This window comes from Methylobacterium sp. 285MFTsu5.1 (assembly GCF_000383455.1).
Taxonomy (GTDB): Bacteria; Pseudomonadota; Alphaproteobacteria; order Rhizobiales; family Beijerinckiaceae; genus Methylobacterium.
This window is the reverse complement of record NZ_KB911273.1, coordinates 281082-305712: the sequence shown is the minus strand read 5'-3', so window position 1 is coordinate 305712 and position 24631 is coordinate 281082. Positions and strand designations below refer to the sequence as shown.

The window sequence follows — 24631 nt, the reverse complement described above, 5'->3', positions numbered from 1 at the left end:
CTCCCGGACCGCCCTCGTCGAGACCGCCCATGTTCCGCAACGACGTTCCGATCACCCCCGAGCTCGTGGCCCAGCACGGCCTGACGCCGGACGAGTACGAGCGCTTCCGCGGCCTGATCGGGCGCGACCCGACGCTGACCGAGCTCGGCATCGTCTCGGCCATGTGGAACGAGCACTGTTCCTACAAGTCCTCCCGCAAGCACCTGCGCGGGCTGCCGACCTCGGCGCCGTGGGTGATCCAGGGACCGGGCGAGAACGCGGGCGTCATCGACATCGGCGACGGCCACGCCTGCGTCTTCAAGATGGAGAGCCACAACCACCCGAGCTACATCGAGCCCTACCAGGGCGCGGCGACCGGGGTCGGCGGCATCCTGCGCGACGTCTTCACCATGGGCGCGCGGCCGATCGCGGCGCTCAACGCCCTGCGCTTCGGCTCCCCCGACCACCCGCGCACGCGCGCCCTCGTCTCGGGCGTGGTCGCGGGCGTCGGCGGCTACGGCAACTCCTTCGGCGTGCCGACGGTCGGCGGCCTGACCGGCTTCCACAAGCGTTATGACGGCAACATCCTGGTCAACGCCATGGCGGTGGGGCTCGCCCGCACCGACGGCATCTTCTACGCGGCCGCCGCCGGCGTCGGGAACCCGATCGTCTATCTCGGCTCCAAGACCGGCCGCGACGGCATCCACGGCGCCACCATGGCGTCGGCCGAGTTCGACGAGGAATCCGAGTCGAAGCGCCCGACCGTGCAGGTCGGCGACCCCTTCGCCGAGAAGCTGCTGCTGGAGGCCTGCCTGGAGCTGATGGCCTCCGGCGCGGTCATCGCCATCCAGGACATGGGCGCGGCGGGCCTCACCTGCTCGGCGGTGGAGATGGGCGCCAAGGGCGACCTCGGCGTCGAGCTCGACATCGACAAGGTGCCGGCCCGCGAGGAGGGCATGACGCCTTACGAGATGATGCTCTCGGAGAGCCAGGAGCGCATGCTCATGGTGCTCAAGCCCGGCATGGAGGCCGAGGCCGAAGCCATCTTCGTGAAGTGGGGGCTCGACTTCGCGGTCATCGGCCGGACCACCGACACGCTGCGCTTCGTGATCAAATGGCACGGTGAGACCGTGGCCGACCTGCCGATCAAGGAGCTCGGCGACGAGGCCCCGCTCTACGACCGGCCGCACCTCGCCAACACCCACCAGCCGGTGATCGCGGCCGCCGATGTGGCGGCCCCGGCCTCGCTCACCGACGCGCTGAAGCGCCTCGTCGGCTCCCCCGACCTCGCCTCGAAGCGCTGGGTCTTCGAGCAGTACGACCACTTCATCTTAGGGAACACCGTGCAGAAGCCCGGCGGCGACGCCGCCATCGTGCGGGTCGAGGACGGGCCGAAGGGCCTCGCGCTCACCTGCGACGTGACCCCGCGCTACTGCGAGGCCGACCCGGTCGAGGGCGGCCGGCAGGCCGTGGCCGAAGCGTGGCGCAACATCACGGCGGTCGGCGCCAAGCCGCTCGCCATCACCGACAACCTGAACTTCGGCAACCCCGAGAAGCCCGAGGTGATGGGCCAGCTCGTCGGCTGCCTCCAGGGCATCGGCGAGGCCTGTCGGGCGCTCGACTTCCCGGTCGTGTCGGGCAACGTCTCGCTCTACAACGAGACCAACGGCGTCGGCATCCTGCCGACCCCGACCATCGGCGGCGTCGGCGTGCTGGACGACGTGGCGCGCCACGCGACCATCGCCCTGAAGCGCGAAGGCGACGTGCTGGTGCTGATCGGGGACAGCGAGGGCTGGCTCGGTCAGTCCGCCTACCTGTCGGTGATCGAGGGCCGCGAGGAGGGGGCGCCGCCGCCCGTCGACCTCGCCCTGGAGCGCCGCAACGGCGACTTCGTTCGCGGCCTGATCCAGGCCGGCACCGTCGACACGGTCCACGACCTCGCGGATGGCGGCCTCGCCGTCGCGCTCGCCGAGATGACCATGGCGGGCCGGATCGGCGCGGCGCTCTCCGACGTGCCGGTGGACCTGCCGGCCCATGCCTACCTCTTCGGCGAGGATCAAGGCCGCTACCTGCTGGCGGTGCGGCCGGAGGCGGCCACCGATCTCCTCGCGGCTGCCGCGGCCCAGGGCGTGGCCGCGGCCTCGGTCGGCGTCGCCGGCTCCGACCGTTTGACCCTGCCGGGCGGCGAGACCATATCGCTCGCCGACCTGAATGCGGCGCACGAGGGCTGGCTGCCCGACTACATGGCGAGCCAGCCGGCCGCGCCGGCCGCCTGAGCCCCGTTCTGACGAGGAGTTTCCCGATGCCGATGGATGCGGGCGAGATCGAGCGCATGATCCGCGAGGCCCTGCCGGACGCGCAGGTGGAGATCCGCGACCTCGCGGGCGACGGCGACCACTATGCCGCCACCGTCCTGTCGGCGGCCTTCAAGGGCAAGACCCGGGTCGCGCAGCACCAGATGGTCTACGGCGCCCTCCAGGGCCGGATGGGCGGCGTGCTCCACGCCCTTGCGCTGACCACGGGCGTCCCGCAGGATTGAGTCTTCTGGCGGGAGCGCTCCCGATGGATCGACCGGGTCTCTACGACGACGACATCGTGACCTGGGCCGAGGAGCAGGCGGCGGCCCTGCGCGCGCTGGCCGAACGACCTGAACTGTCGAACGCGGTCGATTGGGAGAACGTTGCCGAGGAGATCGAGAGCGTTGGGCGCTCGCATCTGCGGGCCGTCGAAGGTCTGCTGATCCAGACGCTCGCCCACCTCCTCAAGCGCGCATCCGCCCCGCTCGCGCCGGCCAGCCTGCACTGGCGGGAGGAGGTCGCGACCTTCCAGATCACCGCCCGGAACACCTACGAAGCGTCGATGTGGCAAAGGCTGAATTGGAACAGGATCTGGAAATCGGCCGTCACGGCGGCCGAGGCTGGTCTCGGCGCCTATGGGAACGCGCTGCTCCCGGGGCTGCCGGAGGCCTGCCCGTTCCGTCCTGAGGATCTGCTGACCGAGACTTTCGACATAGAGCGCGCACTTCGTACGATTGCCGCGTCGGTTGCGCGCCGCTGATTCAGGCCTCACATACAAGCGACAAGCAAGGACAGAGCGATGACCGACGTCAACACGACCATCCAGAACGAGATCGCCTCCCAGGACGTGGTGGTGTTCATGAAGGGCACGCCGCAGATGCCGCAATGCGGCTTCTCGGGGCAGGTGGTGCAGATCCTCAACTACCTCGGCGTGCCGTTCAAGGGCGTGAATGTCCTGGCCGACCAGGAGATCCGGGAGGGCATCAAGGCCTTCTCGAACTGGCCGACCATCCCGCAGATCTACGTGAAGGGCGAGTTCGTCGGCGGCTGTGACATCACCCGCGAGATGTTCCAGTCGGGCGAGCTGCAGACCTTCCTGTCCGAGAAAGGCGTGCCGGTGAAGACCGCCGCCGCCTGACTCTTTTGAGACTCGGCACATTGGAAGAGGGCGCCCGCCGGCGCCCTTTTTCGTGCCCGTCTTTGCGAGCGCAGCGAAGCAATCCAGGGCGGCTCGAGCTCGGCGGGCGTGGCGCCGCTGGATTGCTTCGCTCCGCTCGCAAAGACGGCGAATGGATCAGCGCGGCTCCCGCGCGACGAACAGCGCCACGCAGCCGACGACTGTGATCTCGACCGACCGGAACCGCTGCTCCAGCGCCGCGCGCAGCGCCGGCAGGGTGTCGGCGGTGTTCGAGAACACCCCCTTGCGGTTGTAGACCCGCATCAGCGCCCGCGCCGCCCCCGTGGTCGGGACGCCGCCCGCGAGGATCGTGGCGCCGAACACCACGCCGTCATCGGCCAGGCACGGTCGCACCGTGTCGAAGGCCCTCGCCTTCGCGGCGATGTCGCCCGGCAAGCAGTGCAGCAGGTAGGTCATCCCGATCGAGTCGAACGGCGCGATGCCGGTGGCCGGGGCGGCGAGCACGTCGACCCGGTAGGTCTCGGGCAGGTAGCGCGCGATCCGGTCGGCCGCGAAGGCGAGGCTGTCGGCGTTGAGGTCCATCAGGCCGACCCGCGGCGCGGGCGCCGGGAACCGGCATCGGTCGAGGTACCAGCCGGTCCCGACCCCGACGTCGAGATGCGCGAGGCCCGCGTGCCGGTCGTAGAGATCGAGGATCCGCGCCGTGGGGCAACGCCAGACCAGCGGGTTCGACAGGCGCAGCACGACAAGGTCGTAAATCTGCAGCGTCCGCGGATTGTAGATCGCCTGCCCGGCTCGGGTGTCGGTCGCCATGGCTCTCCGTCAGGGCCCCTGTGGGCGGCACGCATTCGCCTTCGCTGCCGCGATCGCGTATATCAGACCCTTTCCAACGTATGGATCGTTTGAACGCCATGGCGACGCCGTCGCTCGACAGCGCCCGCGCGGCCGATGCCGCGATCGAGAAGGCGCCGGATCTCCTCCCCGAGGCGCTGCCCGGCCGCCGCCCCTCGCTGGTCGGCCTGACCCGCGACGCCCTCAAGGCGCAGCTCATCGGCATGGGCGTGCCCGAGCGCGAGAGCCGGATGCGCGCCGGCCAGGTCTGGCACTGGGTCAATTTCCGCGGGGCGTCCGACTTCGCCGAGATGACCAATGTCGGCAAGGCGCTGAAGGCGCAGCTCGCCGAGCACTTCACCCTGGAGCGGCCGGAGGTGGCGAGCCGGCAGGTCTCCCGCGACGGCACCCGCAAGTGGCTGCTGCGCATGGCGCCGACCAACCGGCAGGAGCACAACCGCGGCGCTGAGATCGAGTGCGTCTACATTCCCGGCCCTGACCGGGGCACACTCTGCGTGTCGTCCCAGGTCGGCTGCACGCTCACCTGCTCGTTCTGCCACACCGGCACGCAGCGCCTCGTGCGCAACCTCTCGGCGGCCGAGATCGTCCAGCAGCTCGTCACCGCCCGGGACGAGCTCGGCGACTGGCCCGGCCAGATGCCGAGCCGCGACGCCGGCGGGGCCGGCGAGGTCGGCCGGCTCGTGACCAACATCGTGTTCATGGGCATGGGCGAGCCCCTCTATAACCTCGACGCCGTGGTCGACGCGGTCGGGGTAATGTCGGACCAGGAGGGCCTCGGCCTGTCCCGGCGGCGGATCACGGTCTCGACGTCGGGGGTCGTGCCGCAGATCCCGCGGCTCGGCGAGCAGGCCAACGCCATGCTGGCGATCTCGCTCCACGCCGTGCGCGACGACCTGCGCGACGAGCTGGTGCCGCTCAACCGGAAATACCCGATCGCCGAGCTGCTCGCGGCCTGCCGGGTCTATCCGGGCCTGAGCAACGCCCGCCGGATCACCTTCGAGTACGTGATGCTGAAGGGCGTCAACGATTCGGACGCGGACGCGCGGGAGCTGGTGCGCCTGCTCAAGGGCATCCCGGCCAAGATCAACCTGATCCCGTTCAACCCCTGGCCGGGCAGCCGCTACGAGTGCTCGGACTGGGACCGGATCGAGCGCTTCTCCGAGATCGTGTTCAACGCCGGCTACGCCTCGCCGGTGCGCACGCCCCGGGGCCGGGACATCCTGGCGGCCTGCGGCCAGCTCAAGAGCGAGACCGAGAAGCTGCGCGCCCGCGCCCGGCTGATGCAGGAGGAAGGCATCGGCGTGGAGAGTTTTTACGCCGGCGCCGACGACTGACACCCGTCTTTGCGAGCGCAGCGAAGCAATCCAGAGTAGCGCCACGCGCACAGATGGCGCGCAGCCCTGGGTCGCTTCGCTGCGCTCGCGATGACGAGGTGGCTCACGCCGCAAACCGCCGCTCCTCCGCACGGCGAAGCGGCATCTCCGCGGCCCCGACCCATTCCGTGCGGTGCCGCGGCAGGGCCTCCGGGTGCTCGGCCTGGAGCCACGTGATCATCGCCTCGCGGACCACGCAGCGCAGGTCCCAGGCCTGGGGCGCGTTGCGGGCGCTCACCAGCATTCGGATCTCGATCGTGGATTCCTTTGCGTCCGAGACCTGGAGGTTCACCACCTTGCCGTCCCACAGGGGCGTGGCCCTGGCGATCTCGGCGAGCTTCTCGCGCATCGCTGCGACCGGTGCCCGGTGGTCGACGTAGACGAACACGCTGCCGATCAGCGAGGCGCCGTCGCGGGTCCAGTTCTGGAACGGCTTCTGGATGAAGTAGGTCAGGGGCAGGACCAGCCGGCGCCAGTCCCAGAGGCGGACCACCACGTAGGTCGCGGTGATCTCCTCGACCCAGCCCCACTCGTTCTCGACGATGATGGCGTCCTCGATCCGGATCGGCTGCGTGATGGCGATCTGGATGCCGGCCACGAGGTTCGACAGGACCGGCTGCATGGCGAGGCCCAGGACGAGGCCCGCCGCGCCCGCCGAGGCCAGGAGGCTGACGCCGTACTGGCGCACCGGCTCGAAGGTCATCAGCGCCACCGACAGGGTGACGAGCGCCACTAGCGTCACGCCGGCCCGCTCCAGGATGCGCATCTGCGTGAAGTGCTTGCGCGCCAGGAGGTTGTCCTCGGCGTCGAGCTTGAACCGCCGCAGGTAGATCACCGTGGCGATGTGCAGCGCGGTGGCGCAGCACCAGCCGGTCAGCGTCACGAAGGCCACCAGAAGGATCTGGTTGAGGGCGATCCGCACCTCCCAGGACAGGTGCACGGTGGTCGAGGCGAGGCTGATCGCCACCACGATCAGGCCAAGGCGGCTCGGCCCGCGGGTGCGCGAGACCAGCGAGCGCCAGAACAGGCTCTTGGTCGCGACCGCCTGCTTCATCGCCCGGTAGACGATCCCGTGCAGGGGCATCACCACGGCGCAGCAGGCGACGATGAGGATCAGGCTCTCGGCCCACCACGGCAGGTAGGCCAGCGCGCGGGCTGCGGAGCCGGCGAGCGCGTCGAGGTCCGGCATCGGGCATCGCTCCACGGGTTCCGAACGGGACCTGTGGGAATGGGTGGGTGCTCGCGGCGGTTCCGCAGCGCACCATGTGCCCGCCGCAACGCAGCGGCTCGGCGCAGCGGGTTGCGCCTCCGTGCTCGAGGCCGAGGCCGAGGCCGGACGATGCCCTCAGCACCACCGTCCTTGCGAGCGGAGCGAAGCAATCCAGGGAAGCGCCACGCTCACCGACCTCGTGCTGGCCCTGGGTCGCTTCGCTGCGCTCGCGATGACGGGAGGTTGAAGTTGAGCGGAGCGCGCGAACGCCGTCCGCCCTACTTCGCGGCCCCGACCGTCACGCTGCCCGAGGCGGTCCGGCCGAACCGCGCCGGCCGGTACATGTCCTCCACCGTGGCGCCCGGATGGACGTAGGTCCCGGGCGAGACCGCCCGCACCGTGTAGGCCACGGTGAAGAAGGCCGACTGGCTCGGGTCGCGGTCGTAGGCGGCCACGAACCGGTCGTCCCGGAACTCGGTGTGGACCGGCTGCACGTCGGACTTGGCGAAGGCGAGCCCCTGGAGGGCGTCGGCGTCGAGGAGCTTCGGATTGTCGATCTCCAGCCCCGCCGGCAGCGGGTCGACCAAGAGGAGCCGCGCCGCCTCCGCTTTGGCCTCGGTGACCTTGAGCACCACCACCAGCCTGTCGTTCTGGCGCAGGCCGCTCGCCGGATCGACGACGCTGCCGTCGAGGCGGCGGAAGCTGCGCTCGATCGTGTAGCCCTGCTGCGCCGCCGGCTCCGGCACCAGGGGGCTGCCGTTGACGGTCACGGCCACCTGCACAGGCGCGCGGCCGGTATTGGTGAGCTGAACGCCCCGGTCGGCCAGGGCCGCCTCCCGGTAGACCCGCGCCAGCATCCCGGTCTGCGGGGCGCCGTCCAGGGTGAACGAGAGGGCGCCCGCCTCGTTCGACAGGCTCTCGGCCGCGAGCACCAGCCAGGCATTCTCCTGCGTGCTCGTCGCACGCTCGGATTGCTGCTCCTCGCCGAGCACGGAAGCCGCGGGGCCCAGCGCCCCCTGCGCCAGCCCGCTCTCGGCGGCGAGCGTGATCAGCCCGGCCCCGTCGCGCAGGCGGGAGCCGTAATCGGCGCGGTAGACACCCTTGTCGCGCTCGGCGCGCAGGACCGTGAGCGCCGATTCCATGGTCTTGGCGGCGCGGCCGCGGTCGCCGAGCAGCGCCAGGGCGGCGGCGAGCTGCGCCCGCCCGAGGGCGGAGGAGAAGTCGCCGATCTTGGTGTCGGCGAGGTAGCGCAGGTCGCCCATCACCGGCCGGCCGTTCCGGGCGAGCACGTAGGCCGCGTAGGCGAGGTCGGCGCCGCCGTTGCGCACCTCGGTGGCGTTGGCCACCGCGTTGCGCAGGTAGTCGAGGGCCTGGGCGAAGGCCTTCTGCGGGACCGCGAAACCGCGCTCGCGGGCGCGGGTCAGGAAGTCGGTCACGTAGGCGTCGAGCCAGAGGTCGCTCGACCCCTGCGCCGACCACAGGCCGAAATCGCCGCTCGAATCCTGGCGGGCGAGCAGGCGCTCGATCGATTCGCGCACCCTTTCGTCCGCGCCCGCGTCGAGGGCGAGCTTCTCCAGCGCCGCGAGCTTGTTGACGTAGAGCAGCGGCATCGCCCGGCTCACCACCTGCTCGGAGCAGCCGTAGGGGTAGCGGTCGAGCGCCCGGAGCAGGGCCGCCACGTCGACCCCCGGCAGGGCCGTGGCCGAGAGCGAGACGCTGCCGGTGCCCGGCTGCAGGTCGGCGAGGAGGTCCGAGGTCAGCGTCAGGTTCGCCCCCGGGGCGAGGCTGCGCACCGAGCGGCGCAGCAGGGCGCCCGTCCCCGGCGAGATCCCGAGGGCGAAGCTCTGGTTGAGGGCGGCCGGGAGGCCGGGCCCCGACAGGGCGAGGTCGAGCCGGGCCGTGCCGGGTCCGGCGGCGGTGAGGGGGATCGCGAACTGGCCCTTCGCGCCGGCCTCCAGCCGCAGCGTCTGGCGCAGCGCGCTGGCGCCGACCACGACCGGGCCGGTCGGGCTCAGGTCGACCGTGTACTCGCCCGCCTGCCCCTCGACGTTGTCGAGGGCCACGAACAGGCGCGAGCGGTCGCCGGTGTCGAGGAAGCGCGGGAGCGTGGCGCTGAGCACGACCGGATCGCGGATGATCACGTCGGCCTGGGCCTGCCCGACCCGGTCGCCGCTCCAGGCGGTGACCATGACGCGGCCGGTGCCGTTGAAGGCCGGGATCGGGAAGGTGACGCTGGCCGCGCCGTCCGACCCCACGGTCACCACGCCGGAATAGAGCGCCAGCGGCGCCTGGGTCGGCGGGGAATCGGCGAGTTCGCCGCCGCCCGCGTCGCCGCCGGAGCGGATCGCCCCGGCCGAGCCCTGCATGCCGTCGATCAGGTAGCCGTAGAGGTCGCGGACCTCCGGCCCGAGCGCCCGCTGGCCGAGGAAGTACTGGGTCGGGTCCGGCGCCGCGTAGCGGGTCAGGTTGAGGATGCCGACATCGACCAGCGCCACGGTGATCCGCGCCGGCTCGCCGGCCTTCAGCCCGGTGAGCTGGACCGGCAGGGTCAGGTCCTGGCGCGGGCGCGCCCGCTCCGGCGCCTTCAGGGCGACCCCGAGGCTGCGCCGCTCCCGGTCGACCGAGAACCACGCCAGGCCCAGCGCCCGGCCGGGCAGGCGCTTGGCCGCCTGGTCGAGGGGCCGGTAGGCGGTGGCCACCAGATAGGCGCCGGCGCCCCACTCGGCCTTCACCGGGATGCTGACCGTGGTGCCGCCCTCGGGCACGCTGACCTCCAGGGTCTGGTGCACGCGGTCGCTGACGACCATCAGGCTGGCCTGACCCTTGAACTTCGGGCTGAGCTTGGCCCGCAGCGTGTCGCCGGCCGCGTAGGCGGCCTTATCGAGGGTCAGGTCGAGGAGGTCCGGCGCCTCCGCGGTCTCGGAGCCGCCCCAGCCCACCTCGAAGCCGAGGCTCGCACCCGCCTCCGGGGCGCCCGCGGTCGAGACCTCCAGCCGGTAGCGGCCGAGGCCGACCGGCGCCTCGATCCGGCTCGGGCCGGCGGCCGTGAGGTCGACGGTGCCGCTGGCGACCCGCCGGGCGGACTTGACCGCCTCGAACGACCAGCGCCCGTCCGCCCGGTACCACTGGTAGGAGGAGTCGATCCGCGACAGGGTCCAGCTCACGCCCGGCCGGGCAACGAGCGCCCCGTCGGGGCGCGCGAACACCACGTCGAAGCCCGCGATCCCGCCCTCCTTGAGGTCGGTGAAGCCCTTGCGCAGGGCGAGGACCGGGCTGGCCGGGAGGATCGGCAGGGTCAGGCTGCGCGACAGCGCCCGGCCGCCGGGCTCGCCGACCGCCAGCGTGATCTTCGCTTCCAGCGCCCGCGGTGCCGCGACCTGGGGTACCGGCACCGTGACGGTGGCGGCACCCTGCGCGTTCGTGGTGGCGTGGTCCTGCAACTCCTGGGTCGTCGGCTCCACGGCCTCGTCGTCGAGACCGATGGAATAAGTCTCCAGCCCCTTGATGCCGCTGGTGGCCGCCACCTGCACGGTCACGCTGCCCGATACGTCGAGATCGGAGCCCGGGGCGCCGTAGAGGTAGCGGGCGGCGACGTCGACCTGCGCGGCCTCGCCCCGGTTCAGGGCCGCCTGCCGGGCCTTGAGGGTCACCTCCAGCCGCTCGGGGACGTAATCCTCCACGAGGAAGCTGGTCTCGCCGATCGCGGGCGCCTTCGGGTCCGTGTAGGCGGAGACCCGCCACGTGCCGTGCATCGCCCCCGACAGGAGCGGCAGCGGCAGGGCCCGGCCGCCGAGCCCCTGGTCGGGCACCGAGACGCGCCGGTACTCGACGCCGTCCGGCCGCTTCACCACCAGGGTCAGCGGCAGGTCCGGCACGGCGGCGCCGCGGGGGTCGCGCAGCAGGGCGGTGAGCTGGACGGTCTCGCCGGTGCGGTAGACCCCGCGCTCCGGGAACAGGTGGGCGTCGAGGCCGCCGGTCTCGGGCCGTCCCTTCACGCCGCGGTCGGTGAGGTCGAAGGCGCCGAGGTTGAGGTCGAGGAAGCCGTAATCGCCGCCCGCCTGGGCGACCACGAGGCTCGGCGCCAGACCGCCCTCCCCGCGGGCGAGCCCGGGATCGAAGGCGACGTGGCCCTGCGCGTCCGTGGTCCGGGTGCCCAGCACCTCGTTGTTGCGGGCGACCAGCCGGATCTCGGCGCCCGGCATCACCTGCGCGGAGGCGAGCGAGCGCAGGACCACGGTGACCCCGTCCCGGCCCTTGGTGGCGGTCAGCCCCAGATCGGAGACCACGAACCACTGGGTCGCCTGGGTGTCGTACTCCTCGTCGGCGGCGGCCGTGCCGGAGGGGCGGGCCAGCATCACGTAGAGGCCGGGCTCGAGCTTGCCCACGGCCTGGAGGACCGGGAAGGCGGTGACGGCCTCCTGGTTCAGCTCGGCCTTGGCGGTGTCGAGGGTGCCCTTCCAGACGCGCTGACCCTTCTCGGACGCGATCGTCCGAGCGGTGGACCCGCTGAGCTGGCCCAGGAAATCCTCCGACCGCAGGGTCGGCAGCAGGCCGCGATCGCCGATCCGCAGCACCTCGACGTCGAGCTTGGGCGCGTTCACCGAGACCAGGGGCACGCCCGCCTGGCCGGTCCGGGGCAGGACGTAGTTGCGCCCGGTGAAGCGCACCTGCGGGGCGCGGTCGCGGACGTAGATCTCGTAATCGGCGGCCTTGAGCAGGCTCTCGCCGACCGCGGAGGGCAGGCCCTGGCGGACCACGATGGCGTAGCGGCCGCCGTGCTTGAGCCCGTCGACGCAGACCTGGGAGCCCTCCCCGGTCACGGCGGCCGCGCTGCTGCCCGAGACGGCGACGAAGGGAGCGTAGTCGGTCTTGGGGCGGATCGCCTCCGAGAAGGTGAAGCAGGCCCGGGGAGCGGCCGCGTCGGAATCGACCTTGTAGTCGAGGATGCGGAAGCCGTGCTGCGCCCGCACGGTCTCGTAAGTCTCCCGGACCGAATCGGTCTCGGCCAGCGCGAGGCTCGCCGCGTAGGCGTCGAGCGCCGGGCGCCAGGATTCCTGCTCGGCCTCGGCGGCGCCGAGCGCCGCCAGCGCGGCCGCGGCGTCGGCCGCCGTGCCGGCGCGCTCGTAGGCGCGGTAGGCGGCGGCCGTCACCCGCCCGCGCAGGCGCGACCGGCCCTGGTAGTCGTTGTCCTCGAGGGCACCCAGGGCCGCCGCGGCCCCCCGGGCATAGGCCTGCCAGTTGCGCGCGTCGGCGGGATCGGCCGCCACCGCGGCGGTCAGAGGCGCCAGCGCCTCGTCGGGCTTGTCGGCGGCGAGCAGGGCCAGTCCGGCGGCGCGGGACTGGCCGGCGGGCCGCAGCGGGCCGCCGGCCTCCGCCTTCAGCGCGGTCTCCAGGCGGACCGCCGCGCTGGCGAGGTCGGCCCGGACGAAGGTCCTGGCGAACGGCGCGGCGACGGCCGTGGCCGGCCGGGGCGCGGTGCGGGCCGCCGGCGAGGTCTGGGCGAGGGCTGGACCGCTGGCGATCCCTCCGAGGAGCGCCAGGGCACCCGCGAGCCGTCCGAGCCGCGCCATCAGCCTGTTCCCCACCAGCCGCATTCCCGATGATTCGCTTCGGGCTCGATCGCGCGGGAGCCTAGCACCGGCGGTCGGGCTCGCAACGCTCCGGGTGGCCGGGGTCCCTGCCCGGCCCCGCGCCGAGGCTCAGAACGCCTTCAGCACCTGCTCGGCGTGCTCGACGGCCACCGGGCCGGCGAAGCAGTGGGAGACCAGGGCGCGATAATCCTGCCAGGGCTGCGAGCCGGTGAAGTCCTTGGTGTGGGCCTCCAGCGTGTCCCAGTGGATCAGCAGGCGGTAGCGCTGCGGATGCTCGATCGAGCGCCGGACCTCGAAGTGCCGGCAGCCCTTGGCCTGCTTGAAGATCGCCGAGGCCTCGGTGATGCCCTTCTCGAACTCGGCCTCGAGGCCGGGCTTGATCTCGATCTGCGCGATTTCGAGGATCATCGGTGCGGTTCCTGTCTCAGGTGCGAAGGGCGCGGCCGAGCTTGGCCGCGAGGATGCGCTGCGGGTTCAGGTCCGGGTCGGCCTGGGCGGCGACCGGCAGGTAGGCGGTCTGCTCCAGCATGTAGCGGCCGCCCATGGCGCCGTGCATCACGAGGTCCGAGAGAGGGTCTCGGGTGAAGGCGGGGACGCGGATCAGCAGCTGGCGCAGGGACTCCTGCACCTCCGGCGTGCCGGCCGCGCCGCGCAGCTCGGCGGCCGCGCCGCGGATGCTGACGTTCTCGGCCCTGCCGTCCGCGAAGGGCTGCTCGGTGAACCGGCGCTCGAACGCGCTGAACGGGAAGGGCAGATCGGGGAACAGCAGCACCGCCGCGGCCTCCAGCCCCCGCGCCCGGGAGCCGGACGCCTCGCCGGGGACAATTCTGCGGATCGGGGTGATCATCGTCTGCGCGCCCGCGGCCGTCACGGTCCGGCCCCCTCTAGCGGAGCCGCCGGAGGGAGGCCAGGGCCGCGCATTTCCGGTGGACGGCGGGTGTCATCCACCGGCGCGGCGGAGGGCACCCGCCGGATCGGCTTGCGCAACCGCTTCGTTCCCGGCACGTTCCCCGGCCAGCACCCGGCCCGAGAGCCCGGCGGAGGATGGCGCCGATGGCGACCCTGAAGGAATTCGAGGAGGCCCTGCGCGAGCACGGCATGAACATGGCGCTGGCGCTGCTGGAGCGCCTGCGCGAGCGCGACCGCGCCACCCGGACGGTGAAGCCCGCCCGGCGGCTGACCGGACAGAAGATGACCCCGGAACTCGCCCGGGCGATCCTGGACCTGCACGCCACGACGGGCATGACCCAGCAGGAGATCGCCTTCAAGGTCGGGGTCAACCAGGGCCGCGTGAACGAGGTGATCAAGCGCGGCAAGTGGCTGAGCGACGACCCGAACGCCCCGGAGGCCGTGGCCCGCGACAAGGCGGTGGCCCGGATGCGCGGCGACCCGAAGCCCAGGAAGGCGGCCGCCGCGCGCCCCGCCTCCGGGCGGGCCAAGGAGCGCAAGGCCGCGCCGCCGAAGGCGCGCAACCAGGGTCAGCTGGCGCTGGGGGATCTCTGAGGGGCGGCCGCCGTCGTCCTCGCGCGTGGATCGGAGCAACCCAGGGCAGCGCGACCCTGCGAAGCGCGGCGACGCTGGATCGCTCCGCTCCGCTCGCGAGGACGGTACGGGCTCCCGCCTCCGATGCCCCGCGCTCTCACCCGGCCGGCGCGAAATGGCCCCGGTAGCGCGCTCCGATCACCTCGACCGGCAGCGCGACGAACACGTCCGTCGTTCCGAACTGGCGGTCGATCACCGCGCCGTCGCCGAAGGTGGCGCCGAGGCGCAGGTAGCCCTTGATCAGGGGCGGCAGCGCCTGCAGGGCCGCCTTGGCGTCCACCGACTCTCGCGGCATCCGGTCCATCGCCACCGCCCGCTCCGGCAGCGCCCGGGCCCGCCAGCCCTCCGGCGCGCGGGCGTGGTGGTGCAGGAAGGCGAGCGGCAGGGCCAGCCGATCCGGGTCGGTGCCCTCCAGGCTCGCGCAGCCGATCAGCGCGTCGATCCGGTGGTGCAGGACGTAGGCGTAGATCCCCTGCCACAGCAGCTCGACGGTCCGCTTGCTCCGGTAGGGCTTGAGCACGCAGGAGCGGCCGAGCTCGAGGAGCCGCCGGTGCCCCTGCGCGGCGAGAAGCGGTGCGAGGTCGTACTCGCTCTCCGAGTAGAAGCCAGTATGCCGCTCGGCCACCTCGCCGCGCAGCAGCCGGTAGGTGCCGACGACCTTCGGGCGCGGCTCGACGAAGGGTTTCTTCCGCCGCGCCGCCGCGTGGTCGAGGACGAGGAGGTGGTCGCAGACCGCGTCGTAACCGTCGACGTCGCGGCGGGACAGGGCGGCGAGCCCGGAGGGCACCGCCGACATCTCCTCGTAGAAGACCTTGTAGCGCAGCCGCTGGGCCCGCCGGATCTCCGATTTCCGCGTCGCCAGCCGGACCTCGAGGCTGCCGATGCGGCCGAGGCTGCGGCCCTCGAACGGCTCGGGCAGGCGGATCGCCCGCTCGGCCGAGAGCACGTCGTCGATTCCGCCCACGCCCTCGACGCCCGGCAGCGGGACCGACCGGCGGCGCAGCTTGGCGATCGGCGCGCCGACGCCCCACTGCACGCCCCTGTGCCAGCCGGCTCCGAGCGCGCTGTAGGCTCCGCGGGCGAGATTGGCGACCATCGTCGGGTTCACTCCGGGTGCGCGTCCCTGCACCGTCGAATCCGACAGAGAGCACGACGGCCACACGCCATTATGACAGCCGCCACGAGAAAGCGCCCCGGCCGGGGCCGGGGCGCTCCAAGAACCTGATCGGTACCTGATGTGGACCTGAACGGCTCCCGCGCAGGGCGGGTTCAGGCGGCCTGCTGGACCGCGTCCCTGCGGACGTCGCCCTCGATCACCGGGGCGCTGGCGCGCGCCGCCGAGGCGATCTCGATGCGACGGGGCTTCTTCGCCTCCGGAACCTCGCGGACGAGGTCGATGTGAAGGAGGCCGTTCTCGAGCGCCGCACCCGTCACCTGGACGTGGTCGGCGAGCTGGAACCGCCGCTCGAAGGCGCGGGCCGCGATGCCCTGGTGCAGGAACTCCGCCCTGCCCTCGGCCTTACGCTCGCCCTTCAGCGTGAGCGCGTTCTCCCGCACTTCGATCGACAGGTCGGACTCGGTGAAGCCGGCGACCGCGACGGTGATGCGGTAGGCGTTCTCGCCGGTCCGCTCGATGTTGTAGGGCGGGTAGGTCGGGGCCGCCTCGGCGCTCGCGAACTGGTCGAGGGCGGAGAACAGGCGGTCGAAGCCGACGGTGGAACGGTACAGGGGAGCGAGATCGAACTGACGCATGACATATCCTCGTCTGAGCAACATGCAATTCCGGTCCGCCCGATGGGCCGGACCCGTCTCTCGTGCCGCCTGACGGCCGGCACAGACGAGATATCGGAGGGGGAAAATCGCGCTTCAAGACCCCCGGCGAGGGTCGGAAACGAGATTTTTTCGCTACGGTCGCAGAGTGCATCCGGGCGTGTATCGGACGATGCGCGGAGGCGCTGAGGTGAGGCCAGTGAGACGCTTCGACGGTGACACCGGGCGCGAGCCGCCGCTCCTGACGCTGCGCAGCACCCCCGACAACCCGGTCCCGCCGGGCGGCACGCTGATCGCCGTCGGCACGCGCGACGACTGCACCCTGCGGGCGGCCTACTGGCAGACCACGGCGCGCACCTGCCGGGGCACGGTCTGCCTGCTGCAGGGCCGGGCCGAGTTCATCGAGAAGTACTACGAGACGATCCACGAGCTGCGCGCCCGGGGCTTTGCGGTCGTGGCCTTCGACTGGCGCGGCCAGGGCGAATCGGATCGCCGGGTCGACGACCCCCACAAGGGCCACGTCGCCCGGTTCGACGATTACCGGCTCGACCTGCGGGCGGTGGCCGAGACGATCCTGGTGCCGCTGATGCCCGAGCCCCATGTCGGCCTCGCGCATTCCATGGGCGGATGCGTCGCGCTCCTCGCGGCCCTCGACGGCGCGCTGCCGTTCCGGCGGCTGGTGACCCTGGCGCCGATGCTGTCGATCCGGATGGTCCGCTGGCCGGCTGGCGCCGCGATCCTGTCGCGGAGCCTGCAGCGGCTCGGCCTCGGGAGCCGCTACATCCCGTTCGGCAAGCCGGTCTCGATCGCCACCAACCCGTACGCCGGCAACCGCCTGTCGCGCGATCCCATCCGCTACGCCCGCAACGCCGCGGCGGCGCGGCAGGTCGGCGCCGGCGCGGTCGGCGACCCGACGATCGCGTGGCTCGCCGAGGCGTTCCGTGCGATGGCGCGGCTGCGCGACCCGCGGGCGGCGCCGCGGATCGGGCTGCCGACCCTGATCGTCGCGGCGGGCGCCGACCCGGTCTGCGGCACGGCGGAAACCGAGCGCTTCGCCGCCCGGCTGAAGGCCGGCCATATCCTGGTCCTGCCGGATTCCCGACACGAGATCCTGACCGAGCGCGACGCGATCCGGCAGGATTTCTGGGCGGCCTTCGAGGCCTTCGTGCCGGGCTCGCCCCTGCCGACCCACGCGGAGGTCGAGGCGCACGCCGTGGCGGTGCCGGTCGCCTGAGGCGTCAGCCGCCGAGATCCGGGTCGATGTCCCGCGGGCGCACGTACCGGTCGAGGTGCCCGCGGTCCGGCGCGATCTCCGCCCAGCGGTCGCCGTCAAAGTCGATCACCACGAAGGCCGCGGTCGGGAATTCCAGGGCCAGCCGGTCCCGGGCCGCCCGCGGTCCCAAGCCCGCGAGGATTGCGGCGAGGTCCCCGAGGCCCGGATTGTGGCCGACGACGATCAGCGTGGCGGCCGCGTCGGGCGCCTGCCGGATCACCCCGAGGATCCGGTCCGCCGGCGCCTCGTAGATCTCGGAATGCCAGCGCGTCTCGGGGCTGCCGAGGGCCGCCTCCATCGCGGCCCAGGTCTCGCGGGTCCGCGCGGCGGTGGAGACCAGGGCGAGGTCCGGGCACAGGTCCTCCCGCGCGAGGTGGGTGCCCACCGCCGGGGCGGCCCGTTTCCCGCGCGCGCTGAGCGGGCGCTCGTGGTCCGCCACGCCCGGCGGACGGTCGGACTTGGCGTGCCGCAGCAGGATCAGCCTGCGCATGAGCGAACCTCTGACGCGTCTCGTGGGCCGGTCTCGGGCTGCCGGTTCGGGCGCGCGCGGCCGGACCGGGCGGCGCCCGCTCCCGCCCGGTTAGCCGAAAGCGCCGCGTGCGGGAACCGCGGCTTTGCCCGCACCGTTCCGACCGGGAGCCGTCCGCAGCACGGCCCGCGGCCCGATCCGCGGCGCGACGGTCTCTGGCCAGGAGGCTGCCCGATGGACCGATCCGCCCGCGTCACCGAGATCCTGTCGTGGTACGGGGCCGACAGCCCCGGGACCCTCACCAACCTCGCCCGGATGCTGGAGCACGGCAAGCTCGGCGGCACCGGCAAGATGCTGATCCTGCCCGTCGACCAGGGCTTCGAGCACGGGCCCGCCCGCAGCTTCGGCCCGAACCCGCCGGCCTACGACCCGCACTACCATTTCGAGCTGGCCCTGGCGGCAGGCTGCAACGCCTACGCGGCGCCGCTCGGCTTCCTCGAGGCGGGCGCGCGCGACTATGCCGGGCGCATCCCGCTCATCCTGAAGCTCAACGATCACGACCTCCTGGCCGACGAGGAGGATCCCGAGCAGGCGATCACCGGCTCGGTGGCCGACGCCCTGCGGCTCGGCGCCTGCGCCATCGGCTTCACGATCTACCCGGGCTCCGCACACCGCAACGCCATGTACGGGCAGATCCGCGCGATCGCCGAGGAGGCCAAGAGCGTCGGCCTCGCCGTGGTGATCTGGTCCTACGCCCGCGGCTCGGCCCTGTCGAAGGAGGGCGAGACCGCCATCGACGTGATCGGCTACGCGGCCCAGATCGCCGCGCAGCTCGGCGCCCACATCATCAAGGTGAAGCTGCCCTCGGCCCATATCGAGCAGCCGGCGGCGAAGAAGGTCTACGAATCGACCGGCATCCCGATCGGCACGGCGGCCGAGCGCGTCCGCCACGTGGTGCAGTGCGCGTTCAACGGCCGGCGGATCGTGATCTTCTCCGGCGGCGCCCAGGCCGAGGAGGCCAGCTTCCTCGACGAGATCCGCGCCATCCAGGCGGGCGGCGGATTCGGCTCGATCGTGGGCCGCAACGCGTTCCAGCGCTCGAAGGCGGACGCCCTGTCGCTGCTCGGCAAGATCACCGACATCTACGCGGGCCGCTGAGGCGGGCCGCGCCTCAGCCGCCGTCGCGGGCCAGCCGGGCGAGCCCGTCGCGGGTCGGCCCGGCCGGCCGCCAGCCGAGGGACGCGAGCCCGTCGGCGCGGGCGACGAGACCCTCGGCGACGCGGGCGAACTGCGCGTCCCGGCCGGTCAGCCGGCAGGCCAGCCGGAGGAGCCCGGCCGGGACCGGGACGAGGCCCGGGCCGCGGCCGAGACCCTGTCGGAGGGCCGCGATCATCTCGGGCAGGCTGAGCGGGTCCGGGTCGGCCGCGACGAGGGCGCGGTTCAGGGGGGCGGGCGCCGCCAGCACCGCGTCCACGGCACCCGACAGGCTCTCCAGCGAGATCAGCGAGCGCCGCGCCGCGAGGCCGCCCAGCGGCAGCGGGTAGGGACTGCGCGCCAGCCGCAGGAGCGCGGCCATGTTGCCCTTCACGCCGGCGCCGTAGACGAGGACCGGGCGGAGCGCGACCCAGTCCAGGCCGGTCTCGGCGAGCGCCGCCTCGGCCTCCAGCTTGGAGCGGCCGTAGGCGTCGGTGGGCCGGGGCGGATCGCCCTCCCCGACCACGCCCGGCGCGCTCGCCCCGACCTGCGCGCGGATCGACGACAGGAACACGAAGCGGCACACCTTCGCGCGCGCCGCGGCCTCCGCCAGCCGGCGCGTCGCCTCGGTGTTGAGCGTGCGGTAGTCGTCCTCCGGTGCCCCCGACGCCGCCGGTCCGAGATTGGCGTGGGCGAGGCCGGCCGAGTGCACCACCGCGTCGACGCCGCTGAGGGCCGCCGCCATGTTGATCGGGCGGGTCAGGTCGCCGACGACCGCGCTCGCCGCGCCCTCCGGCACGGTCGTGGGCCGGCGCAGCAGCACGCGGACCCGGTAGCCGCGCGCGGTGAGGTCGGCGAGCAGGTGGCGGCCGATGAACCCGGTCGCCCCGGTGAGCGCGATGAGTCCGGTCACGGCTGGGCGGCCTCTGTCACGGCTGGGCGGCACCTTCGGCTGGGGCCGGCGCCGGGGCGCGGGCGAAGCGGCGGAGCAGGGCGGCGACCAGGGCGAGCCCGGCGACCGATGCGGCGAGCGTGACCGGCCAGGACGGCCAAAACAAGGTCGCGGCGGCGAGCGCCGCCAGGGCGAGATTGGCCGCGAACACCCGTCCGACCACGCCGGGCACGGTGAGCCCGTTGACGGTGGCCCGCTGGTAATAGTGCCCGCGATGCGCCTCCCAGACCCGCTCGCCCCGCGCCGCCCGCGCGGCGAGGGTCAGGCTGGCATCGGCGAGGTAGACGAGCGGCAGCAGCAGGGCGGCGGCGAGTCCGCCCGCCAGGGCGAGCTGGCACAGCAGCCACGCGGTGACGAGCCCGACCGGCAGCGAGCCGACATCCCCGAGGAAGAGCCGCGCGACCGGCCGGTTGAACGGCGCGAAGCCCAGCACCGCGCCGAGCAGGCTCGCCGCCACCAGGGTCGGCAGCGGCGGCAGGTGCCCGGCGAGGCCGATGAGCAGGAGCGCGCCCGCCACCGGGACGATCTCCGCCACCGTCATCCAGTCGAGCCCGTCCATGAAGTTCGTCAGGTTGACGAACCACAGGCCGGCCAGCAGCGCGAGGCCGCGCTCCAGCCAGAGCGGCAGGCCGGGCAGCAGGCGCCCGTCCAGGTGCCAGACCAGCAGGCCGACCACGACGGCCTGCGCGGCGAGCCGCAGGGCGGCCGGCAGCGGCCGGACGTCGTCCACGGCGCCGAGGACCGCCAGGGCCAGGGCGCCGCCGGCGAGCCAGATCCAGTCCGGCCGGCCGCCGATCTCCGGCGCCGCGATCAGCAGGCCCGAGATCGTGACCAGCGCCGTCACCACGGCGATCCCGCCCCCCTGCGGGGTCGGCACGGTGTGGCTGGAGCGGGCGTTCGGCCGGGCGAGGGCGTAGCGCTGCAGCAGCGGGCGCAGGCGCAGGATCAGGCCCGCCGAGAGCGCCGCGGCGAGGGGCACCGCCAGGAGCAGGATCGCGGTCAGGGCGGACGGCAGGGCGGACGGGAGGGCGGACAGGGCGGGCGGCGCGTCGGGCGGCAAGTTGGGCGGCATGGCGCCGTCCTACGCGATCCGCCGCCCGACCGTGAGGGGGTTACGCCGCCCGCACCGTGGCGAGGAAGCGCGCGACCTCGGCCCCGAGATGCTCGGACTGGCGCGACATCTCGCTCGCGGCCCCGAGCACCTGCGCGGCGGCGGCGCCGGTCTCCTCGGCGGACTGGGCGAGACTCGCGATGGTGCCGGTGACCGCGCCGGTGCCGGCGGCCGCCTCGGCGACGTTGCGGACGATCTCCTGCGTGGCCGCGCCCTGCTGCTCCACGGCGGCCGCGATGCTGGAGGCCACGCCGTCGATCTCGCGGATGCGCCGGCCGATCCCGTCGATCGCCGACGCCGCCTGCCCGGTGGAGGACTGGATCCGGCCGATCTGGCCGGTGATCTCCTCGGTGGCCCGGGCGGTCTGCTCGGCGAGCGCCTTGACCTCCGAGGCCACCACCGCGAAGCCGCGGCCCGCGGCGCCGGCGCGCGCCGCCTCGATCGTGGCGTTGAGCGCCAGCAGGTTGGTCTGGGCGGCGATCCCGGAGATCAGCGCCACCACGTCGCCGACCTTCGCGGCCGCGCCGCTCAGGTCCTGGACCAGCGCCACCGTGTTGGTCGCCTCGGCGACCGCGACCCGCGCGAGCTCCGCCGAGCTGCTGACCTGCCGGCCGATCTCCTGCACCGAGGAGCCGAGCTCCTCGGCGGCGGCCGCGACGGTGTTGACGTTGGCGGCGGCGTCGCTCGCGGCGCCCGCGACGGTGCCGGACTGCCCGGCGGCCTCGGTCGCGCTGCCGGTCAGGGTCCGGGCGGTGGCCTCCAGCTCGGTCGCGGCCGCCGACACGCCGCCGACGATGCCGCCCACCGCCTGCTCGAAGGCGTCGGCCATGGCCCGGGTCGCGGCCCGGCGCTGCGTCTCGGCATCGGCGCGGGCCAGCGCCGTCTCGGCCTCCAGGGCGCGCGCGCGGACGAGGTTGTCGCGGAACACCACCACGGAGCCCGCGAGCGCCCCGATCTCGTCGCGGCGCTCCTGCCCGGAGATCGCCACCTCGGCGTCGCCCGCCGCGAGGCGCTGCGTGACGGCGGCGATCTTGCGGAGCGGCCCGCTGACGCCGCGGGTCACCAGCACGAAGGCCCCGAGGGCCACCAGCAGGGCGAGGCCGGCGAGCGCCAGCACGTTCCGCTTGGCGGCGTCGTAGGTCTGCGCGATCAGCGTGCCGCTCGCCTGCGATCCGTCGCCGTTCAGGGCGACGAGCTTCTCCCAGTCGGCCATGATGGCGCGGATGCTGTCCGACATCACCGTGTTGTAGATCCGCTGCCCGCCGGCGACGTCGCCCGCCTCGGCCTTGGCCACCGCCTCCCGCTGCTGCTCGGCGTAGGTGGCCACGTGCTGGCGGAACACCGCGTAGGCCTCGCGCTCGGGCTGGGTCAGCGGCAGGGCCTCGTACCGGGCGTACTGGGCCGCGAGCAGCGCGTCGCGCTTGGCGATCTGGTCGGCGACCTCGGCGCGCAGCGCCGGCGTGTCGGCGGTGATCAGGCGGACGGCGTTGACCCGCTGCCGCATGAAGTTGATGCCGATCCGGCCGAGGGCGTCGGTGGCCGGGATGCGCGTGTCGCGCAGCTGCGCGGCGGCGGATTCGATGCGGCCGAGCTCGGCCAGCGAGAGGCCGCTCGTCGCGGCGATCAGCAGCACCAGGGCCGCGAGACACAGGCCGAGCTTGGCCGCGATGGAGATACCGGCGCGCATAGGATTCGTCCCCGGTCCCGCACGTGGGACCGGGGCCTATGCTTGTCTGAGAAATATTAAGGTTGTTTGGTCCTGCCCGGACCGCGTGCGGTCCGGGCAGTCTCGGTCCGCTAGTAGACCTGGGCCTCGGCGCGCGGCGGATCCGCCGGGCCGTCCCGTCGATCCAGACCCTTCTCCACGACCTTGGCGAGCCCGACCATGATCTGGTCGATGGCGTAGTCCTTCGGCGTGTAGACGGCGCGCACGCCCATGTTCTTGAGGACCAGCTCGTCCTCCGGCGAGATGATGCCGCCGACCACCACCGGGATGTGGTCGAGCCCCGCCTCGCGCATCTTGGCGCGGACCTCCCGCACCAGCGGCACGTGGGAGCCGGACAGGATCGACAGGCCGACCACGTGGGCGCCGGTCTCCTTGGCCTTCGCGACGATCTCGGCCGGCGTCTGGCGGATGCCGTCGTAGGTGACGTCGAAGCCGACGTCCCGGGCGCGGAGCGCGATCTGCTCGGCACCGTTGGAGTGGCCGTCGAGGCCCGGCTTGCCGACCACGAGCTTCGGCGTTTCGCCGAGCCGCTCGCCGAGATCGGCGATCAGGAGCTTGGCCTCCTCGGCCGCGCCGCTGGAGACGGTCTCCACGGTGACGCCGGTGGGCGCCCGGTACTCGCCGAACACCGCGCGCAGGCGCGCGCCCCACTCGCCGGTCGTGACGCCGGCCCTGGCCGCCTCGATCGAGGGCGGCATGATGTTGGCGCCGGAGCGCGCCGCCTGCTCCAGGGCGTCGAGGGCCTGGCCCACGGCGTTCTCGTCGCGGCGGCCGCGCCACTCGCGGATCCGGCTCTGCGCCTCCATCTCGACGGTCTCGGAGACGGAGAAGATTGCCCCCTCCCCGGCCGTGAGCGGCGACGGCTCGCCCTGCTGCCACTTGTTGACGCCGACCACGATCTGATCGCCGGCCTCGATCGCCGAGATCCGGCGCGCGTTCGATTCCACCAGCGCGCGCTTGAGCGCCCCGGTCTCGACGGCCGCGACCGCGCCGCCGATGCCGCCGATCCGCTCCAGTTCGGCGCGGGTCTGCGCCTTCAGCTCCTCGACCTTGGCCTCGATCACGTGGCTGCCGTCGAAGATGTCGTCGTATTCGAGGAGGTCGGTCTCGAAGGCCAGGATCTGCTGCATGCGCATGGACCATTGCTGGTCCCAGGGCCGCGGCAGGCCGAGCGCCTCGTTCCAGGCCGGGAGCTGCACCGCGCGGGCGCGGGCGCGCTTGGACAGCGTCACCGCCAGCATCTCGATCAGGATGCGGTGGACGTTGTTCTCGGGCTGCTGCTCGGTGAGCCCCAGGGAGTTCACCTGCACGCCGTACCGGAAGATGCGCTTCTTCGGATCGTCGATGCCGTAGCGCTCGCGGGCGATCTCGTCCCAGAGCTCCGAGAACGCCCGCATCTTGCAGATCTCGGTGACGAACCGCAGGCCCGCGTTCACGAAGAACGAGATCCGGCCGAACACCTCGGGGAAGCTCGCGGCGTCGAACTCGGGGTCCTCGCGCACGGTGTCGAGCACCGCGATGGCGATGGCGAGCGCGTAGGACAGCTCCTGGACCGGCGTCGCCCCCGCCTCCTGCAGGTGGTAGGAGCAGACGTTCATCGGGTTCCACTTCGGCACGTTCTTGGTCGTGAACAGGATCACGTCCTTGGTGAGCCGGAGGGACGGCGCGGGCGGGAACACGTAGGTGCCGCGCGACAGGTATTCCTTGATGATGTCGTTCTGGGTCGTGCCCTGGAGGGCGGCGATCGGCGCGCCCTGCTCCTCGGCCACCGCGAGGTAGAGCGCCAGCAGCCACGGGGCCGTGGCGTTGATCGTCATCGAGGTGTTCATCTGGGCGAGCGGGATGTCCTGGAACAGGGTCCGCATGTCGCCGAGATGCGCGATCGAGACGCCGACCTTGCCGACCTCGCCGCGGGACAGCTCGTGGTCGGGGTCGTAGCCGGTCTGGGTCGGCAGGTCGAAGGCAACCGATAGGCCGGTCTGACCCTTGGCGAGGTTGCCCCGATAGAGCTTGTTGGACTCCGCCGCGGTCGAGTGCCCCGCGTAGGTGCGGATGATCCAGGGCTTGTCGCGGCTCGACTTGTCGCTCCTGGTCTCGGCGACGCTCGCGCCCATTCCTCGCCTCCGTGTGATCTTTGTATCCGCGCGGGGCGCG

General features: G+C 72.8%; 20 protein-coding genes. 8 read left to right on the top strand and 12 right to left on the bottom strand.

The window, feature by feature from the left end; translation table 11 throughout:
• Window positions 1-29: 29 nt before the first annotated feature.
• Genes purL through grxD form a run of 4 tightly spaced genes read left to right on the top strand, consistent with a single transcriptional unit; the run spans window position 30 to window position 3414 of the window.
• Entirely contained in the window at window positions 30-2255 is a 2226-nt protein-coding gene (gene purL, locus H288_RS0110040; protein ID WP_020092456.1) for a phosphoribosylformylglycinamidine synthase subunit PurL, read from the top strand.
• Between the two features lie 26 nt (window positions 2256-2281).
• Entirely contained in the window at window positions 2282-2518 is a 237-nt protein-coding gene (locus H288_RS0110035; protein WP_007568343.1) for a BolA family transcriptional regulator, read from the top strand.
• Between the two features lie 23 nt (window positions 2519-2541).
• Entirely contained in the window at window positions 2542-3036 is a 495-nt protein-coding gene (locus tag H288_RS0110030) for a DUF29 domain-containing protein (protein WP_020092455.1), read from the top strand.
• Between the two features lie 39 nt (window positions 3037-3075).
• Window positions 3076-3414, top strand: coding sequence for a Grx4 family monothiol glutaredoxin (grxD, locus tag H288_RS0110025; RefSeq protein WP_012318124.1), 339 nt, complete (start codon window positions 3076-3078; stop codon window positions 3412-3414).
• A 156-nt stretch (window positions 3415-3570) separates the two neighbouring features.
• On the opposite strand, the gene H288_RS0110020 is transcribed toward grxD, so the two are convergent.
• The gene (locus H288_RS0110020) at window positions 3571-4227 is read right to left on the bottom strand and encodes a class I SAM-dependent methyltransferase (protein WP_020092454.1); all 657 of its coding nucleotides are present in this window, start codon (window positions 4225-4227) and stop codon (window positions 3571-3573) included.
• Between the two features lie 98 nt (window positions 4228-4325).
• Between H288_RS0110020 and rlmN the strand changes: the two genes are divergently transcribed.
• A complete protein-coding gene (gene rlmN / locus H288_RS0110015) occupies window positions 4326-5600 on the top strand; it encodes a 23S rRNA (adenine(2503)-C(2))-methyltransferase RlmN (RefSeq protein WP_020092453.1) in 1275 nt (424 codons plus the stop codon).
• 103 nt (window positions 5601-5703) lie between these two features.
• Here rlmN and H288_RS0110010 read toward each other — a convergent pair whose 3' ends face one another.
• From H288_RS0110010 to H288_RS0109995, 4 genes are all read right to left on the bottom strand, one after another.
• A complete protein-coding gene (locus tag H288_RS0110010) occupies window positions 5704-6828 on the bottom strand; it encodes a mechanosensitive ion channel family protein (protein ID WP_020092452.1) in 1125 nt (374 codons plus the stop codon).
• Window positions 6829-7127: 299 nt separating this feature from the next.
• Entirely contained in the window at window positions 7128-12419 is a 5292-nt protein-coding gene (locus tag H288_RS0110005) for an alpha-2-macroglobulin (protein WP_026604811.1), read from the bottom strand.
• A gap of 129 nt (window positions 12420-12548) precedes the next feature.
• Window positions 12549-12848, bottom strand: coding sequence for an antibiotic biosynthesis monooxygenase family protein (locus tag H288_RS0110000; RefSeq protein WP_010685588.1), 300 nt, complete (start codon window positions 12846-12848; stop codon window positions 12549-12551).
• A 16-nt stretch (window positions 12849-12864) separates the two neighbouring features.
• Window positions 12865-13287: a Kdo hydroxylase family protein gene (locus H288_RS0109995; protein WP_026604810.1), complete on the bottom strand. Its 423-nt coding sequence runs from the start codon at window positions 13285-13287 to the stop codon at window positions 12865-12867.
• Window positions 13288-13493: 206 nt separating this feature from the next.
• Here H288_RS0109995 and H288_RS0109990 point away from each other — a divergent pair, with 206 nt between their 5' ends.
• Window positions 13494-13943 carry a DNA-directed RNA polymerase sigma-70 factor gene (locus H288_RS0109990; RefSeq protein WP_026604809.1) on the top strand — a complete coding sequence of 150 codons (450 nt, stop codon included), beginning with the start codon at window positions 13494-13496 and terminating at the stop codon, window positions 13941-13943.
• 136 nt (window positions 13944-14079) lie between these two features.
• Here the strand turns inward: H288_RS0109990 and H288_RS0109985 are convergent, their stop codons facing one another.
• Complete coding sequence (locus tag H288_RS0109985; protein WP_026604808.1) at window positions 14080-15078, bottom strand: GNAT family N-acyltransferase; 999 nt, start codon at window positions 15076-15078, stop codon at window positions 14080-14082.
• A gap of 173 nt (window positions 15079-15251) precedes the next feature.
• Window positions 15252-15734 (bottom strand): Hsp20 family protein, encoded by a 483-nt coding sequence (locus tag H288_RS0109980; RefSeq protein ID WP_020092447.1) that lies wholly within the window; start codon window positions 15732-15734, stop codon window positions 15252-15254.
• A gap of 217 nt (window positions 15735-15951) precedes the next feature.
• Between H288_RS0109980 and H288_RS0109975 the strand changes: the two genes are divergently transcribed.
• The gene (locus H288_RS0109975; protein WP_020092446.1) at window positions 15952-16986 is read left to right on the top strand and encodes an alpha/beta hydrolase; all 1035 of its coding nucleotides are present in this window, start codon (window positions 15952-15954) and stop codon (window positions 16984-16986) included.
• Window positions 16987-16990: 4 nt separating this feature from the next.
• Here the strand turns inward: H288_RS0109975 and H288_RS0109970 are convergent, their stop codons facing one another.
• The gene (locus H288_RS0109970; RefSeq protein WP_020092445.1) at window positions 16991-17515 is read right to left on the bottom strand and encodes a histidine phosphatase family protein; all 525 of its coding nucleotides are present in this window, start codon (window positions 17513-17515) and stop codon (window positions 16991-16993) included.
• Between the two features lie 213 nt (window positions 17516-17728).
• Here H288_RS0109970 and H288_RS0109965 point away from each other — a divergent pair, with 213 nt between their 5' ends.
• The gene (locus H288_RS0109965) at window positions 17729-18652 is read left to right on the top strand and encodes a class I fructose-bisphosphate aldolase (RefSeq protein ID WP_020092444.1); all 924 of its coding nucleotides are present in this window, start codon (window positions 17729-17731) and stop codon (window positions 18650-18652) included.
• 13 nt (window positions 18653-18665) lie between these two features.
• On the opposite strand, the gene H288_RS0109960 is transcribed toward H288_RS0109965, so the two are convergent.
• The 4 genes from H288_RS0109960 to H288_RS0109945 form a co-directional block, all read right to left on the bottom strand.
• A complete protein-coding gene (locus H288_RS0109960) occupies window positions 18666-19601 on the bottom strand; it encodes an NAD-dependent epimerase/dehydratase family protein (protein ID WP_020092443.1) in 936 nt (311 codons plus the stop codon).
• A gap of 16 nt (window positions 19602-19617) precedes the next feature.
• Complete coding sequence (locus tag H288_RS0109955; protein ID WP_020092442.1) at window positions 19618-20712, bottom strand: glycosyltransferase family 4 protein; 1095 nt, start codon at window positions 20710-20712, stop codon at window positions 19618-19620.
• Between the two features lie 40 nt (window positions 20713-20752).
• Entirely contained in the window at window positions 20753-22438 is a 1686-nt protein-coding gene (locus H288_RS0109950) for a methyl-accepting chemotaxis protein (protein ID WP_020092441.1), read from the bottom strand.
• Between the two features lie 110 nt (window positions 22439-22548).
• On the bottom strand, window positions 22549-24591 hold the full coding sequence (locus tag H288_RS0109945) for a protein meaA (protein ID WP_020092440.1): 2043 nt from the start codon (window positions 24589-24591) through the stop codon (window positions 22549-22551).
• Window positions 24592-24631 lie beyond the last annotated feature (40 nt).